This window comes from Streptomyces sp. NPDC059718, from assembly GCF_042733315.1.
Taxonomy (GTDB): Bacteria; Actinomycetota; Actinomycetes; order Streptomycetales; family Streptomycetaceae; genus Actinacidiphila.
In genome coordinates this window covers 152,315-167,957 of record NZ_JBHWGA010000006.1, presented here as the reverse complement: position 1 = coordinate 167,957, position 15,643 = coordinate 152,315, and the positions used below count along the sequence as shown (strand labels likewise).

Genomic DNA, 15,643 nt, shown 5'->3' with positions numbered 1-15,643 from the left:
AAGGGCCCGTACGCGAGGCGTACGGGCCCTTCTGCGTGCTTCTCCGCGCCGTGTCAGCGCTGGCGCGCCGACGTCACCCGGTACACGTCGTAGACGCCCTCGACACCGCGCACGGCCTTCAGGACGTGCCCGAGGTGCTTGGGGTCGCCCATCTCGAAGGTGAAGCGCGAGGTGGCCACCCGGTCGCGGGAGGTCTGGACGGCGGCGGACAGGATGTTGACGTGCTGGTCGGACAGGACGCGTGTGACGTCCGACAGCAGTCGGGACCGGTCCAGCGCCTCGACCTGGATGGCGACCAGGAAGACCGAGGACTGGGTCGGCGCCCACTCGACGTCGATGATCCGCTCGGGCTGCTGCGAGAGCGACTCGACGTTCACGCAGTCGGCCCGATGCACGGAGACGCCGTTGCCGCGGGTGACGAAGCCGATGATCGGGTCGCCCGGCACCGGGGTGCAGCAGCGGGACAGCTTGACCCAGACGTCCTTCTCGCCCTTGACGATGACACCCGGGTCGGCGGCCGAGCGCCGCTTGGTGCGGCTGCGCGACGGGGTCGTGACCTCGGCGATGTCCTCGGTCGCGCCCTCCTCACCGCCCAGGGCCTCGACGAGCTTGTGCACGACGGACTGCGCGGTGATGTGCCCCTCGCCGATCGCCGCGTAGAGCGCGGAGATGTCGGGGTAGCGCATCTCGTGGGCGAGCGTGACGAGCGAGTCGCCGGTGAGCACCCGCTGGATCGGCAGGTTCTGCTTGCGCATCGCACGCGCGATGGCTTCCTTGCCCTGCTCGACGGCCTCCTCGCGGCGCTCCTTGGAGAACCAGGCGCGGATCTTGTTGCGGGCGCGCGGGGACTTGACGAAGCCGAGCCAGTCCCGGGACGGGCCGGCGCCCGCCGCCTTGGAGGTGAAGACCTCCACGGTGTCGCCGTTGTCGAGGGTCGACTCCAGCGGCACCAGGCGGCCGTTGACCCGCGCCCCTATGGTGCGGTGGCCGACCTCGGTGTGGACGGCGTACGCGAAGTCGACGGGGGTCGCGCCGGCGGGCAGCGCGATGACATCACCCTTGGGGGTGAAGACGAAGACCTCGTTGCGGGACAGGTCGAAGCGCAGCGACTCCAGGAACTCGCCCGGGTCCTCCGTCTCCTTCTGCCAGTCGAGCAACTGCCGCAGCCACGCCATGTCGTTGACGGCGTCGTCCTTCTTGGCGGACTTCGGGCTGTCGGTGCGCACCTTGGAGGCGCCGGCGACGGCCTCCTGCTTGTACTTCCAGTGCGCCGCGATGCCGTACTCGGCGCGGCGGTGCATGTCGAAGGTGCGGATCTGGATCTCGACCGGCTTGCCGCTGGGCCCGATGACCGTCGTGTGGAGCGACTGGTACATGTTGAACTTGGGCATCGCGATGTAGTCCTTGAACCGCCCCGGCACCGGGTTCCACCGCGCGTGGATGGTGCCCAGCGCCGCGTAGCAGTCGCGGACGGTGTCGACGAGGACGCGGATGCCCACCAGGTCGTAGATCTCGGCGAAGTCCCGGCCCCGCACGATCATCTTCTGGTAGACGCTGTAGTAGTGCTTGGGGCGGCCGGTGACGGTCGCCTTGATGCGGGCGGCGCGCAGGTCCTGCTGCACCTGGTCGGTGACGACCGCCAGGTACTCGTCCCGCTTGGGGGCGCGCTCCGCGACCAGCCGGACGATCTCGTCGTACATCTTGGGGTAGAGGATCGCGAACGCGAGGTCCTCCAGTTCCCACTTGATGGTGTTCATGCCCAGCCGGTGCGCCAGCGGGGCGTAGATCTCCAGCGTCTCGCGGGCCTTCTTCTCCTGCTTCTCCCGCTTGAGGTAACGCATGGTGCGCATGTTGTGCAGGCGGTCGGCGAGCTTGATGACCAGCACACGCGGGTCCTTCGCCATGGCGACGACCATCTTGCGCACCGTCTCGGCCTGCGCGGCCTCGCCGAACTTGACCTTGTCCAACTTGGTGACGCCGTCCACCAGCAGCGCGACGGAGTCGCCGAAGTCGCGGCGCAGCGCGTCCAGGCCGTACTCGGTGTCCTCGACGGTGTCGTGCAGCAGCCCGGCCATCAGCGTCGCCGGGTCCATGCCCAGCTCGGCCAGGATCGTCGTGACCGCCAGCGGGTGCGTGATGTACGGGTCGCCGCTCTTGCGCTTCTGGCCGCGGTGCCAGCGCTCGGCGACCTGGTAGGCCCGCTCGATCTGGCGCAGCTGCGACGGGTCGCCCTTGGGGTCGTTGCTGCGGACTATGCGCAGCAGGGGCTCCAGGACCGGGTTGTACGGGCTGGAACGCTGGACGCCGAGCCGGGCGAGACGGGCTCGGACACGGTTGGAGGAGGTGGCGGGCCGGTTCGGGGCCACGCTCCCGGGAGTGCGTACGGGCCGGGCGGCGGGGGTCGCCGGGGCGGCGGGAGCGGGCCCTGCGGCCTTGCTCTCCGCGGGTGCGGCGGGCGCGACGGGAGGAGCCGCGGAGAGGGAAGCCGCCTGCTTCCCGTCTGCGGTGGTCGTCGGCTGAGCCTGCCTGGCCTCTTCTTGCAAGGGCACTCCTTCTGGTCCCCTCCCGGCCGGAGACGGGCGAGGAGGGAGGTTCCGAGACACCATGGTAGCGATCTGACCGGGTGAACCGCGTCCCGTCCGCCCCGTGGACCCCCCGCAACGCCCGGAGGCGGGCCCCGCACCGCTTCCGAGGCCGGGAGCCCGCCTCCTGCCGTCGAGCCGCCGACGGGCTGGTCAGGCCCTCGGCGTCCGCGGTCGTCCCGGCATCCCTGCATCCCCGCATCCCCGCATCCCGGACATGCGTGTGGCGCCGGAGCCGGAACTCTGGCGCCACACGTCGGAAAGGATGCTCAGACCGCGATCAGTGCCTCCAGGGGGGCACCGCCCAGGGACCGGGCGAGGCGGGCACGCCCGCCGAGGAAGCCCAGTTCCAGGAGGACCGCGACACCGGCGACGTCGGCGCCGGTGCGGCGGATCAGCTCCAGGGACGCCTCCGCCGTGCCGCCGGTGGCGAGCACGTCGTCGATGACCAGGACCCGGTCACCGGCCGAGAAGGCGTCCTGGTGGACCTCGATCTCGGCGGTGCCGTACTCCAGGTCGTACGCCTGGCCCAGCGTCGCCCCGGGCAGCTTGCCCGCCTTGCGCACGGGCACGAACCCGAGCCCGGCGCGGGCGGCTGCCGGGGCGGCGAGGATGAACCCGCGCGCCTCGAGGCCGACGACCTTGTCGGCGCCGTGCCGGGCGCAGAGCCCGGCCAGGGCGTCGATCAGCGCGTTGAACGCCCCGGGGTCGGCCAGCAGCGGGGTGATGTCCTTGAACATCACGCCCGGCTTCGGGTAGTCGGGCACGTCCCGGATGCGGCTGAGCAGCAGGCTGCGCAGCCCTTCCGGGGTGGCGTCCGCGATGGTCATCGGTGGTGTTCCTCGGTCCTTCGTCGCTGCGACTCGTCGAACGTCCGCTGCGTCCTCAGCGGCGCTTGCCGGAGGGACGGTTGCGGCTGCGGTTGCGGGCCGGCTGGTTGCGCTGGCCGCCGACGACTGCGGCACCCGCGTGGGTGTCGTCGTCCGCCGGTCCGCCGTTCCCGTCCGCGGGGACCCCGTCCTGCGGCTCGTCCACGCCGTCCTCGCCGCGGCGGGCGTCGGCGGCGCGCTTGGCGAGCACGCGCTTGCGCAGCGCCTTCATCTCCGGGGCGCGCTCCTTGAGGTCCGCGACCAGCGGGGTCGCGATGAAGATCGAGGAGTACGCACCGGCGGTGAGGCCGACGAAGAGCGACAGGGCGATGTCGTTGAGCATGCCCGCGCCGAGCAGACCGCCGCCGACGAACAGCAGGCCCGCCACCGGGAGCAGCGCCACGACCGTGGTGTTGATCGAACGCACCAGGGTCTGGTTGAGGCTGCGGTTGGCCAGCTCGCTGTACGTGTAGCGGTTCTGCTTGGTGATGTCCTTGGTGGACTCCTTCAGACCGTCGAAGACGACGACGGTGTCGTAGAGGGAGTAACCGAGGACGGTCAGCAGACCGATCACGGTGCCCGGGGTGACCTCGAAGCCCACGATGGCGTAGACGCCGATGGTGATCGTGAGGTCGTGGATCAGCGCGATCAGCGCGGCCACGGCCTTGCGCCACTCGAAGGCGATCGCCAGGTAGATCGTCACCAGGACCATGAAGATCACCAGGCCCTGGAAGGCCTTCTTGGAGATCTCGTCGCCCCAGCTCGGACCGATGATCTGCGGGTCGATGTCGGCCGACTTGACGTTCAGGTCCTCGGCGATCTCGCCCTGGATCTTCTTCGCCTCGGTGAGCGAGATGTCGCTGATCTGGACGCGGACGGCGCCCGTGCCGAGCTTCTGCACGATGGCCTGGTGGCCGCCGGTGTTGTCGGCGATCTTGTCCTGGACCTGGCTGACCGACATCTCGGTCTTCGGGGTCGTGAAGACCGCGCCGCCGGAGAACTCGATGCCGAGCTTGAGGCCGTTGACGGCGAGACCGACGATCGCCGCGATGGTGATCAGGATCGAGACGCCGTACCAGAGCTTGCGCTTGCCGACGAAGTCGTAGGCGATCTCGCCTCGGTGCAGGCGGTGCCCGAGGTTGCCGAGCCGGGACATCAGGCCTCCTTGACGTCGGTACGGGCCGCGGGGCGGCGAGTGCGGCGCAGCGGGGGGTTGACGCCCAGGGCACGCGGGTCGAGCCCGGACCAGGGGTGTCCGCTGGCGTAGAACTTCTTGCGGGCCAGGATCGTCATCAGCGGCTTGGTGAAGAGGAACACCACGGCCACGTCGAGCAGCGTCGTCAGGCCCAGGGTGAAGGCGAAGCCCTGCACCTTGCCGACCGAGACGACGAAGAGCACGGCGGCCGACAGGAACGACACGAAGTCCGAGACGAGGATCGTGCGGCGGGCGCGCGGCCAGCCACGGGCCACGGCCGGCTGCAGGGAGCGGCCCTCGCGCAGCTCGTCACGGATGCGTTCGAAGAAGACGATGAACGAGTCCGCGGTGATGCCGATGGCCACGATGGCGCCGCAGACCGCCGGCAGGTTCAGTGCGAAGCCGATGGCCGGGCCGAGCAGCGTCATGATCTCGTAGGTGAGGATCGCCGAGACGATGAGGCTCAGGATCGCCACGAAGCTCAGGCCGCGGTAGTAGGCGACCAGGTAGAGCACGACCAGGGCGAGGCCGACGCCGCCGGCGATGAGGCCGCCGTGCAGCTGCTCGCCGCCGACCGCCGCGGAGACCTTGGTGACGTCCGACTTGTCGAAGGTGAGCGGCAGGGAGCCGTAGGACAGGACGTTCGCCAGGTCCTGGGAGCTCTCCTGGGTGAAGCTGCCGTAGATCTCGGCGCTTCCGCTCAGGGTCTGGTTCACCGAGGGGGCGGAGACGACCTCGTTGTCCAGCACGATCGCGAACTGGTTGTTCGGCGGCTGCTGCTGGGACAGCTGCGAGGTGATCTTCGAGAAGGCCTTGGAGCCGGTGCCGTCGAAGTTCAGGGTGACGACCCAGCCGTTGCCGCCTTGGGTGTCGAACTGCGCGGCGGCCTTGCTGACGTTCTTGCCGTCGACCGCGGCGGGGCCGAGGGCGTACTTGGCGCCGCCGTCCTGGCTGCACGCGACGATCTTGTCGGTCGGCTTGGCCTTGAGGTTCAGGTTGGCGCGCGTCTTCGCGTCGGAGCAGTCCAGCGCGGCGAGCTTCGCCTGCAGGTCCTCCGGGATGGAGGTGTCCAGCGTGCTGCCGGGGGCCGCGGCGCTCACCGAAGGCGTCGGGGTCGGCGAGGGCGAGCCCGAAGCGGAGGCGGACGGCGTCGACGAGGCCTTCAGCGCGTCGGTGACGGCGCGGCCCTGCGTCGAGGCGCTCGCGGACGGGGAGCCGGAGACCTTGGCGCCGGTGGAGGCGCTCGCGGACGGTGAGGCCGGGGCCGAGGGCGAGCCCGAGGGGCTGGCGCCGGGCGATTCCGACGCCGCCGGGGCGTTGGCCACCTCGGCGAGCACCGGGCGGAAGTAGAGCTGGGCCGTGGTGCCGACCTGCTGCTCGGCCTGCGCGGCGTTGGTGCCCTTGGGGATGTTGACGATGATGTTCCGGTCGCCCTGGATCTGGCTTTCGGCTTCCGAGACACCAAGACCGTTGACACGCCGGTCGATGATCGCCTTGGCGGTGTCCATGTTGGTCTTGTTGATCGCGCCGGCCTGGTCGCTCTTGGCCGTCAGCGTGATGCTCGTACCGCCGGCGAGGTCGATGCCCAGCCGGGGGGTGGTGTGGCCGGAGAGGAACATCCCTCCGGTAAGCGCCACGATGGCCAGCAGGATCACTGCCAGCGCCCGCCCGGGGTATCCCTGGCTCCCCGAGGGCTTACGGCCCCTCTTCGGTGCTGCCACCTTCTCGATTCTCCCTGTCCAACCGCCCTGCGGACCTGCGCGCGCAGCAGGGCGGCACGATGAGTAGTACGGACTTGCCGAACCTGAAACGTACCGGCCGGGCCGTTACTTCTTGTCGGTGCCGTCCGTCTTGGAGGCGTCCTCGGTCACGCCCTCGTCGGCGGTCTTGCTCAGGTCGACGTGCTCGTCGGCCTTCTCGACGTCCTCGACCTCCTCGACGTCCTCGGCGTCGTGCGCCTCGAGCTCGGGCTCCGGGTCGATGCCGTGGACGACGCGGTCGTACTCGGCCTGGTCGAGGACGGCGGCGATGGCGTTCTTCGCGAAGTGCGCGTGGACGCCGTCGGCCAGCTCCAGCAGGACCGTGTCCTCGTTGACCTCCTTGACGACGGCGTACATGCCGCCGATCGTCCGGACGCCCGAGCCGGGGGACATCTGGTCACGCATCTGCGTGGCCTGGCGCTGACGGTTCTTCGCGGAGCGGGTCATCAGCAGCATGACACCGATGATCAGGACGAAAGGCAGGATTTGAACCAGATTCATGGTGTCTTGACGATCCTTCGCACGGCCGCTGGGGCCTGGTCTACGGGATTGTGGGTGTCGGTCCCGGAGGCACGACGTCGGCGGAGTCTAAGCGTTCGTTCGCCGGTGGAACAACGCCAAGCATTACACCGAGGTTCCTGCGGCGGCGAGTCTCCCCGCCGTCAAGGGCCGAACAGCCCGTCTTGCCCGGGTCCGCCGCCCTGTGGCGGTACGAGTCCAAGGTGTGCCCAGGCGGCGGGAGTGGCGACGCGGCCGCGGGGTGTGCGCGCCAGGAGCCCCTCGCGCACCAGGAATGGTTCGGCCACCTCCTCCACCGTCTCCCGCTCCTCCCCCACGGCCACCGCCAGTGTCGACAGCCCCACCGGGCCACCGCCGAAGAGCCCCAGCAGGGCCCGCAGCACGGCGCGGTCCAGCCGGTCCAGGCCGCGGCCGTCGACCTCGTACACGTCCAGTGCCCGGGCGGCGACCTCGCGCGTGATCACGCCGTCGACCTTCACCTGCGCGAAGTCCCGTACGCGGCGCAGGAGTCGGTTGGCGATGCGCGGGGTGCCGCGGGAACGGCCGGCGATCTCCGCGGCGCCCTCGGGCTCGATCTCGACGTCCAGCAGGCGCGCGGAGCGGTGGATGACCCGCTCCAGCTCGGCCGGGGCGTAGAACTCCATGTGGCCGGTGAAGCCGAAGCGGTCGCGCAACGGCGGCGGCAGCAGGCCGGCCCGGGTCGTGGCGCCGACCAGGGTGAAGGGCGGCAGCTCGAGGGGGATGGCGGTGGCGCCGGGTCCCTTGCCGACGATGACGTCGACCCGGAAGTCCTCCATCGCCATGTAGAGCATCTCCTCGGCGGGCCGGGACATCCGGTGGATCTCGTCGAGGAAGAGCACCTCGCCCTCGGCGAGGGAGGAGAGGATCGCCGCGAGGTCCCCGGCGTGCTGGATGGCGGGGCCGGAGGTGATGCGGATCGGGGCGCCCATCTCGGCCGCGATGATCATCGACAGGGTCGTCTTGCCGAGCCCGGGGGCGCCGGAGAGCAGCACGTGGTCCGCGGTGCCGCCACGCTGGCGCGCCGCCTTCAGCACCAGGTCGAGCTGCTCGCGGACCCGCTCCTGGCCGACGAACTCCTCCAGCGCCTTGGGCCGCAGCGCCGCCTCGACTGCCTGGTCCTCGCCGTCTGCGGCGGCGCCGACGAGACGGTCGGCGGTGGTCGGTACGGACTCGTCGTCCCAGTTCACTTCGGTGCGCCTTACGCTCGGCGGGCTACGGTCAGCGGGCTCGGTTCAGGGTCTGCAGGGCGGCCCGCAGGAGGGCCCCGACCTGCGGCTCGGCGCTCGCCTCCGCCTGCGGCGTCACCGCGGCCACGGCCTCCTCCGCCTCGCGCGGCTGGTAGCCCAGGCCGATCAGCGCGGCGTGCAGCTGCTCGCGCCATGAGGCGGGCCCTGCGGCCACCGCGGGGCGTGCGACGCCCGCCGCGCCCACGGGGGCGCCGAGGCGGTCCCTCAGCTCCAGCAGCAGCCGCTGGGCGCCCTTCTTGCCGATGCCCGGGACGGCGGTCAGGGCCTTCTCGTCGCCGGTGGCGACGGCCGTGCGCAGCGCGTCGGGGCTGTGCACCGCGAGCATGGCCTGGGCGAGCCGGGGACCGACGCCGCTGGCGGTCTGCAGCAGTTCGAAGACCTGGCGCTCGTCGTCGTCGGCGAAGCCGTAGAGGGTGAGCGAGTCCTCGCGGACGACGAGGGAGGTGGCGAGCCGGGCCTGCTCCCCCAGGCGGAGCGATGCCAGGGTGCCCGGGGAGCACTGGACGGCCATGCCGATGCCACCGACCTCGATCACCGCGATGTCCGGGGCGAGGGCGGCGACGGGCCCGCTGACGAAGGCGATCATGTGCTGGGCTCCTGGGTTCGTGCTCGGGCGACGGCCTGCTGGAGGCGGTTGGTCGCGGTGCCGCGCCAGATGTGACAGATGGCGAGCGCCAGTGCGTCGGCGGCGTCAGCGGGCTTCGGCGGGGCGTCGAGCCGTAGCAGCCGGGTGACCATGGCACCGACCTGCGCCTTGTCGGCCCGGCCGCTGCCGGTGACGGCGGCCTTGACCTCGCTGGGGGTGTGCAGGTGGACGGGCAGACCGCGGCGGGAGGCGCAGAGCATGGCGACGGCGCTGGCCTGGGCCGTGCCCATCACGGTGCGCACGTTGTGCTGGCTGAACACCCGCTCCACGGCGACGGCTTGGGGCGCGTACTCGTCCAGCCAGGCCTCTATGCCGCGCTCGATCAGCACGAGGCGATGGCCGATGTCGGCCTCCGCCGGGGTGCGGACGACCCCGACGCCGGCCATGCGCAGCGGCTTGCCGGGCGCACCGTCCACCACGCCGACGCCGCAGCGGGTCAGCCCCGGGTCCACACCCAGCACACGCACCGCGCCCCTCCCTCCCTCGGACAGCCGTTCAAACGGTCCCTGGAGGTTATCGGGTGCCACCGACAACGACGGCGGCCCGGTGGGGGTGTGTCCTCCCCACGGGCCGCCGTCCTACCGTGCGTCCTGCCGGACCGGATCAGGCCTCGACCTTCTCCATGATCTCGTCGGAGACGTCGAAGTTGGCGAACACGTTCTGCACGTCGTCGCTGTCCTCGAGTGCGTCGATGAGCTTGAAGATCCTGCGCGCGCCCTCCTCGTCCAACTCCACCTGCATGGTGGGGACGAAGTTGGCCTCGGCGGAGTCGTAGTCGATGCCGGCCTCCTGGAGCGCCGAGCGCACCGCGACGAGGTCGGTCGCCTCGCTGAGCACCTCGAAGGACTCACCGAGGTCGTTGACCTCTTCGGCGCCCGCGTCCAGGACCGCGCCGAGCACGTCGTCCTCGTTGAGCTCGCCCTTGGGGACGATCACGACGCCCTTGCGGTTGAACAGGTAGGACACCGAGCCGGGGTCGGCCATGGAGCCGCCGTTGCGGGTCATGGCGACGCGCACGTCGGAGGCGGCGCGGTTGCGGTTGTCGGTGAGGCACTCGATGAGCACCGCGACACCGTTGGGGCCGTAGCCCTCGTACATGATCGTCTCGTAGTCGGCGCCGCCCGCCTCGAGACCGGCACCGCGCTTGACCGCGCTGTCGATGTTCTTGTTGGGCACCGAGCTCTTCTTCGCCTTCTGGATGGCGTCGAAGAGGGTCGGGTTACCGGAGATGTCGGCGCCGCCCGCGCGGGCGGCGACCTCGATGTTCTTGATCAGCTTCGCGAAGAGCTTGCCGCGCTTGGCGTCGATCACGGCCTTCTTGTGCTTCGTCGTAGCCCATTTAGAGTGGCCGGACATCAGCCTGTCTCCTTCACGTCACCGATTGCTTCACGAACACTGCGATCCTACCGGGATCACCTCACCGGGCGGCGCGCACCATGTCGACGAAGTACCGGTGCACCCGGTGGTCCCCGGTCAGTTCGGGGTGGAACGAGGTGGCCAGGAGGTTGCCCTGGCGCACGGCGACGATCGTTCCGTCGTCGAGCCGGGCCAGCGTGGCGACCCCGCTGCCGGTGGACTCGACCCAGGGCGCGCGGATGAAGACGCCCTCGACCGGGCCGCCTTCCACGCCCTCGACCTCGACCGCGGTCTCGAAGGACTCGTTCTGCCGGCCGAAGGCGTTGCGGCGCACGATCATGTCGATCCCGCCGAAGGTCTCCTGGTCGTCCCTGCCGTCCAGGATCTTGTCGGCGAGCATGATCATCCCGGCGCAGGTGCCGTAGACCGGAAGCCCGTCCCGGATGCGGTCGCGCAGCGGTTCCATCATGCCGAAGAGCGTGGCGAGCTTGGACATCGTGGTCGACTCGCCGCCCGGGACCACCAGACCGTCCACCTCGGCCAGTTCCTCGGGCCGCCGCACGGGGCGGGCCAGGGCGTCGGCCTCGGCGAGCGCGACCAGGTGCTCGCGGACGTCGCCCTGCAGGGCGAGGACTCCGATGGTCGGGGGGCTGCTGGACACGGGGTGGGACCTTCCGGAACGTCGGGTGGGGCAACGGACGATGGGCAGGCCGTCGCCGGCCTGCCCATCGCGGGGCGTGGGGCGCCTACCAGCCGCGGTTGGCGTAGCGCTCGGCCTCGGGGAGGGTGTCGCAGTTGATGCCGACCATGGCCTCGCCCAGGTTGCGGGAGGCGTCCGCGATGATCTTGGGGTCGTCGTAGAAGGTGGTGGCCTTCACGATGGCGGCGGCCCGCTTGGCGGGGTCGCCGGACTTGAAGATGCCGGAGCCGACGAAGACGCCCTCGGCGCCGAGCTGGCGCATCAGCGCGGCGTCGGCCGGGGTGGCGACACCACCCGCGGAGAACAGCACGACCGGCAGCTTGCCGAGCTCGGCGACCTCCTTGACGAGCTCGTACGGGGCGCGCAGCTCCTTGGCGGCGGCGTACAGCTCGTGGTTGTCGTAGCCGCGCAGGCGGGCGATCTCGTTCTTGATCTGGCGCAGGTGACGGACGGCCTCGACCACGTTGCCGGTGCCGGCCTCGCCCTTGGAGCGGATCATGGCCGCGCCCTCGGCGATGCGGCGCAGGGCCTCGCCCAGGTTGGTGGCGCCGCAGACGAAGGGCGTGGTGAAGGCCCACTTGTCGGAGTGGTTGACCTCGTCGGCCGGGGTGAGCACCTCGGACTCGTCGATGTAGTCGACGCCGAGCGACTGCAGGACCTGGGCCTCGACGAAGTGGCCGATGCGGGACTTGGCCATGACCGGGATCGAGACGGCGTCGATGATGCCCTCGATCATCTCCGGGTCGGACATGCGGGCCACGCCGCCGTCCTTGCGGATGTCGGCGGGGACCCGCTCCAGCGCCATGACCGCGACGGCGCCCGCGTCCTCGGCGATCTTGGCCTGCTCGGGGGTGACGACGTCCATGATCACGCCGCCCTTGAGCTGCTCGGCCATACCGCGCTTGACGCGGGCGGTGCCGGTCTCGGGGGACTCGGGGGTGCTGGGAAGCGTGGTGGACACGGGGACCTCACTCAAAGACGCAACTGCAGGGTCACGGCAGCCCGCGGCGTCTGCGGGCCTCCTCACGGGCGGCCGGCGGAACACCGATGGTTGCTCTGTGTTTCATGGTGGACCGCATGAAGTGGACCGCAAAAGGGCCAATTGCTCCTCAGTGGCCTGCCACGCCCTCCGCGGTCAGGACGACCGGGGGCTCGTCGTCCATCTCGAACGTCACCGGCTGCGCCGCGTGCCCGGCGAGCCGGAACCAGCGCACCTTGCGGTGCTCACGCAGCGCCCTGGCGGCGCGCACGGCGTCGTTGTGGAAGCGCCGCGCCATCGGCACCCGGCGCACCGCCTGGGTGAGCTCGCGGGCGGCCTCGTCGCCGCCGGGGGCGGCCCGGACGGCGTCGACCGCGTCGGACTCGGCGAAGACCGCGCGCAGTGCCTGGCTCAGTTCGCTCTCGGCCACCTCGCGCTGTTCGTCCAGGGCCTGCCGGGCGGAGTGCGCGGCCTCGTAGAGCACGATGCTCGCCGCCGGGTCCAGCACCCCCGCGGTGGCCAGCTCCTGGGCCACGGAGGCCCTGCGCAGCAGTTGCGCGTCCAGCGCGGCGCGGGCGGCGTCGATACGGGCGTGCAGGCGGTCCAGCCGGCCCGCGGTCCAGCTCAGGTAGAGGCCGACGGCGACCAGCGCCACGGCGACCCAGATGAAGGTGGTCACGGGCCGCAAGGCTACCGGTGCGCCCGGTGCGGCCCACCGGGCGGCGGACCGCCGGGGCGCCGGCGGCGGGCTTCGGCCGCGGGTGGCGGCTCCGGTGTCAGTCGCGGGCGAAGCCCAAGCGTGCCCGCAGGCCCACCCGCTCGTCGGCGGCCACCGCCACGGCGCCGGCGGTGACGGTCTCGTACACCGCGAGGATGTCGGCGGCCACGACCGACCAGTCGAAGCGACGGACGTGCCGGGAGCCCAGCTCGCGCAGCTGCGCACGCCGCTCGTCGTCGCCCAGGAGCCGTACGGCGGAGGCTGCCAGCGCGTCCGGGTCCTCGTTGGGGAAGAGCTCTCCGGCCGCGCCCCCGTCGAGCACCTGGCGGAAGGCGTCCAGGTCGCTGGCGAGCACCGGAGCCCCGGCCGACATGGCCTCGACCAGGATGATGCCGAAGCTCTCACCGCCGGTGTTGGGCGCCACGTACAGGTCGACGCTGCGCAGCAGCCGCGCCTTGTCCTCGTCGCTGACCATGCCGAGGAACTCGACCCGGTCGCGCATCTCCTTGGGCAGGCCCTCCACGGCCTCGGCCTCGTCGCCGCGCCCGGCGACCAGCAGGCGGGTGCCCGGCCGCTCGGCGAGGATCTTCGGCAGGGCCTTCATCAGCACGGGCAGGCCCTTGCGGGGCTCGTCGATCCGCCCGATGAAGCCGATGGTCCTCCCCCTGTCATCGCCGGGGAGACCTCCGCCCTGCCACTCCGTCTTGGGCTCGGCGTCGGCGAAGAAGCCCACGTCGACGCCGTTCGGGATGACCACGGCGTCCCCGCCCAGGTGCTCGACCAGGGTGCGCCGGGCGTACTCGCTGACCGCGATGCGGGCGCTGATCTTCTCCAGCGCCGCCTGCAGGATCGGGTAGGCGGCGATCATCGCCCGGGAGCGCGGGTTGGAGGTGTGGAAGGTGGCCACGATCGGCCCCTGCGCGGCCCAGCAGGTCAGCAGGCCGAGGGAGGGCGAGGAGGGCTCGTGGACGTGGATGACGTCGAAGGCGCCCTCGTGGAGCCAGCGGCGCACCCGCGCGGCCGACAGGAAGCCGAAGTTGAGCCTCGCGACCGAGCCGTTGTACGGCACGGGCACGGCACGGCCGGAGGAGGTGACGTAGGGCGGCAGCGGGGTGTCGTCGTCGGCCGGCGCCAGGACGGAGACCTCGTGGCCGAGCGCGATGAGGTGCTCGGCGAGGTCGCGGATGTGGAACTGGACGCCGCCGGGGACGTCCCACGAGTACGGGCTGACGATCCCGATCCTCAAGGCTTCTCCGTTCCGGAGCGGTCGGTGGGGTCGCCGGACACCGGGGAGGACGCCGCGTCGCGCCCTGCGGGTTGCCCGGCCGGCGCGTCCGCCCGCGGTTCGAGGTCGGCGAGCCACAACCGCTGCAGCATGTGCCAGTCCTCGGGGTGCTCGGCGATGCCGGCGGCGAAGACGTCCGCCAGGCGCTGCGTCATGACGGCGGTGCGCTCCGCCCGCGTGCCGTCCTCCGGCACCTCGACCGGTGCGTGGACCTGGCCCTGGAGGGTGGGCGAGTCGTCGTACCACAAGGTGACCGGCAGCAGCATCGCCCCGGTCTGCTGGGCGAGGAGGGCGGGGCCCGCGGGCATGCGGGTGGCCTCGCCGAAGAAGTCCACCTCGACGCCGGAGGAGGACAGGTCGCGGTCGGCGACCAGGCACACCAGGCCGCCGCCGCGCAGCCGCCGCGCCAGCGCGCCGAAGGCGGCGCCGCCGGTGTGCGGCAGCACCTCCATGCCCAGGCCCTCGCGGTAGGCGACGAAGCGGTCGTAAAGGGTCTCGGGCTTGAGCCGCTCGGCGACGGTGGCGAAGGGCACCCCGAGCCGGGTGGTGACCCAGGCGCCCGCGAGGTCCCAGTTGGCCATGTGCGGCAGGGCGAGGACGACGCCGCGGCCGCTGGCCAGGCCGTCCTCGAGGTGGTGCAGGTCCTTGCAGTCGAACGAGGAGCGGATGCGTTCCTTGCTCCAGGCCGGCAGCCGGAAGGACTCCATCCAGTAGCGCAGGTACGAGCGCATGCCGGCCTTCGACAGCTCGCGCAGCCGCGCCTCGTCGGCGTCGGGCACGACCCTGGCCAGGTTGGACTCCAGGCGCTGCACGCCCTTGCCGCGGCGGTTCCAGGCCAGGTCGGCGATGGACCGGCCGAGCCGTGCCGCGGCGGGTTCCGGCAGCCGTTTGACCGCGCCCCAGCCCAGTCCGTACAGCGCGTCGGTCAGCCCGTCCTTCACGCCCGCCCGCTCCCTTCGTGCGCCGCCGCGTCGGCCTCGAAGGCCTCGCGGCGCACGGTGATCACCCGCTGCACCAGCGTCACCAGGCTGCCGACGGCCACGATCCACAGGGCGATCGGCAGCAGCCACTGGATGCCGGGGACGCCGAACTTGTGGAGCCCCGCGAAACCGCAGGCCACCAGTGAGATCACCAGTCGCTCGGCCCGTTCGACCAGGCCGTTGACCGCGACCGGCAGTCCGATGCTCTCACCGCGCGCCTTGGTGTACGAGACCACCTGACCGCTGGCGAGGCAGAAGATCGTCACCGCGCACAGCACGAGGTCGTCCCCGCCCCCGGCGTACCAGAGCGCCAGCCCGCCGAAGATCGCCGCGTCGGCCACCCGGTCCAGGGTGGAGTCCAGGAAGGCGCCCCAGCGGCTGGAGACGCCCGCCTGGCGGGCCATGTTGCCGTCCACCAGGTCCGAGAAGACGAACAGGGTGATGACGACCGTGCCCCAGAAGAACTCGCCCCTGGGGTAGAAGACCAGCGCTCCCGCGACCACGCCTCCCGTGCCGATCAGCGTGACCGTGTCCGGGCTGACGCCCCGGCGGAGCAGAAACGCGGCGAACGGTGTGAGGACACGCGTGAAGAAAGCACGCGCGTACTTGTTCAGCATGGCCTTCCCGGAGGTTCGTGGGGTGCACCGGCACGACCCCGTCGGCCGTCCGGCTGGCCCATCGTAGCCAGGCGCGTTCCGCGGCAGGTCCGTGGCTCCCGTCCTACCGCGGCACGTACGACGTATGGACGCACCGTGACGGGCGTGGGAAGGTCGAATTACCGCGGGC

General features: G+C 71.3%; 15 protein-coding genes. All 15 read right to left on the bottom strand.

The window, feature by feature from the left end:
* Positions 1–53 precede the first annotated feature (53 nt).
* Positions 54–2,606, bottom strand: coding sequence for a RelA/SpoT family protein (locus ACFV3E_RS09935; protein WP_500534210.1), 2,553 nt, complete (start codon positions 2,604–2,606; stop codon positions 54–56).
* Between the two features lie 245 nt (positions 2,607–2,851).
* On the bottom strand, positions 2,852–3,412 hold the full coding sequence (locus ACFV3E_RS09930) for an adenine phosphoribosyltransferase (protein WP_500370549.1): 561 nt from the start codon (positions 3,410–3,412) through the stop codon (positions 2,852–2,854).
* A gap of 55 nt (positions 3,413–3,467) precedes the next feature.
* Positions 3,468–4,607, bottom strand: a complete 1,140-nt coding sequence (gene secF, locus ACFV3E_RS09925) for a protein translocase subunit SecF (RefSeq protein ID WP_500534209.1) — start codon at positions 4,605–4,607, stop codon at positions 3,468–3,470.
* On the bottom strand, positions 4,607–6,367 hold the full coding sequence (gene secD, locus ACFV3E_RS09920; protein WP_500534208.1) for a protein translocase subunit SecD: 1,761 nt from the start codon (positions 6,365–6,367) through the stop codon (positions 4,607–4,609). Before secD ends, secF begins: the two co-directional genes overlap by 1 nt.
* Positions 6,368–6,472: 105 nt before the next feature.
* Positions 6,473–6,907: a preprotein translocase subunit YajC gene (gene yajC, locus ACFV3E_RS09915; RefSeq protein ID WP_500534207.1), complete on the bottom strand. Its 435-nt coding sequence runs from the start codon at positions 6,905–6,907 to the stop codon at positions 6,473–6,475.
* Between the two features lie 161 nt (positions 6,908–7,068).
* Entirely contained in the window at positions 7,069–8,133 is a 1,065-nt protein-coding gene (gene ruvB, locus ACFV3E_RS09910; RefSeq protein ID WP_500370546.1) for a Holliday junction branch migration DNA helicase RuvB, read from the bottom strand.
* Between the two features lie 31 nt (positions 8,134–8,164).
* Positions 8,165–8,779, bottom strand: coding sequence for a Holliday junction branch migration protein RuvA (gene ruvA / locus ACFV3E_RS09905; RefSeq protein ID WP_500324442.1), 615 nt, complete (start codon positions 8,777–8,779; stop codon positions 8,165–8,167).
* Positions 8,776–9,306 carry a crossover junction endodeoxyribonuclease RuvC gene (gene ruvC / locus ACFV3E_RS09900; protein ID WP_499510802.1) on the bottom strand — a complete coding sequence of 177 codons (531 nt, stop codon included), beginning with the start codon at positions 9,304–9,306 and terminating at the stop codon, positions 8,776–8,778. The genes ruvA and ruvC overlap by 4 nt, the downstream gene beginning before the upstream one ends.
* A 136-nt stretch (positions 9,307–9,442) precedes the next feature.
* Positions 9,443–10,195 (bottom strand): YebC/PmpR family DNA-binding transcriptional regulator, encoded by a 753-nt coding sequence (locus ACFV3E_RS09895; RefSeq protein ID WP_500370545.1) that lies wholly within the window; start codon positions 10,193–10,195, stop codon positions 9,443–9,445.
* 61 nt (positions 10,196–10,256) lie between these two features.
* On the bottom strand, positions 10,257–10,856 hold the full coding sequence (pdxT, locus tag ACFV3E_RS09890; RefSeq protein WP_500370544.1) for a pyridoxal 5'-phosphate synthase glutaminase subunit PdxT: 600 nt from the start codon (positions 10,854–10,856) through the stop codon (positions 10,257–10,259).
* Positions 10,857–10,941: 85 nt separating this feature from the next.
* Complete coding sequence (pdxS, locus tag ACFV3E_RS09885) at positions 10,942–11,856, bottom strand: pyridoxal 5'-phosphate synthase lyase subunit PdxS (protein WP_500534206.1); 915 nt, start codon at positions 11,854–11,856, stop codon at positions 10,942–10,944.
* A 148-nt stretch (positions 11,857–12,004) separates the two neighbouring features.
* Positions 12,005–12,562 carry a LemA family protein gene (locus ACFV3E_RS09880; protein WP_500324448.1) on the bottom strand — a complete coding sequence of 186 codons (558 nt, stop codon included), beginning with the start codon at positions 12,560–12,562 and terminating at the stop codon, positions 12,005–12,007.
* An 88-nt stretch (positions 12,563–12,650) separates the two neighbouring features.
* On the bottom strand, positions 12,651–13,838 hold the full coding sequence (locus ACFV3E_RS09875) for a glycosyltransferase family 4 protein (protein ID WP_500534205.1): 1,188 nt from the start codon (positions 13,836–13,838) through the stop codon (positions 12,651–12,653).
* On the bottom strand, positions 13,835–14,818 hold the full coding sequence (locus tag ACFV3E_RS09870; RefSeq protein ID WP_500534204.1) for a phosphatidylinositol mannoside acyltransferase: 984 nt from the start codon (positions 14,816–14,818) through the stop codon (positions 13,835–13,837). Before ACFV3E_RS09870 ends, ACFV3E_RS09875 begins: the two co-directional genes overlap by 4 nt.
* Complete coding sequence (gene pgsA, locus ACFV3E_RS09865) at positions 14,815–15,474, bottom strand: phosphatidylinositol phosphate synthase (RefSeq protein ID WP_499510809.1); 660 nt, start codon at positions 15,472–15,474, stop codon at positions 14,815–14,817. Before pgsA ends, ACFV3E_RS09870 begins: the two co-directional genes overlap by 4 nt.
* Between the last annotated feature and the right edge of the window lie 169 nt (positions 15,475–15,643).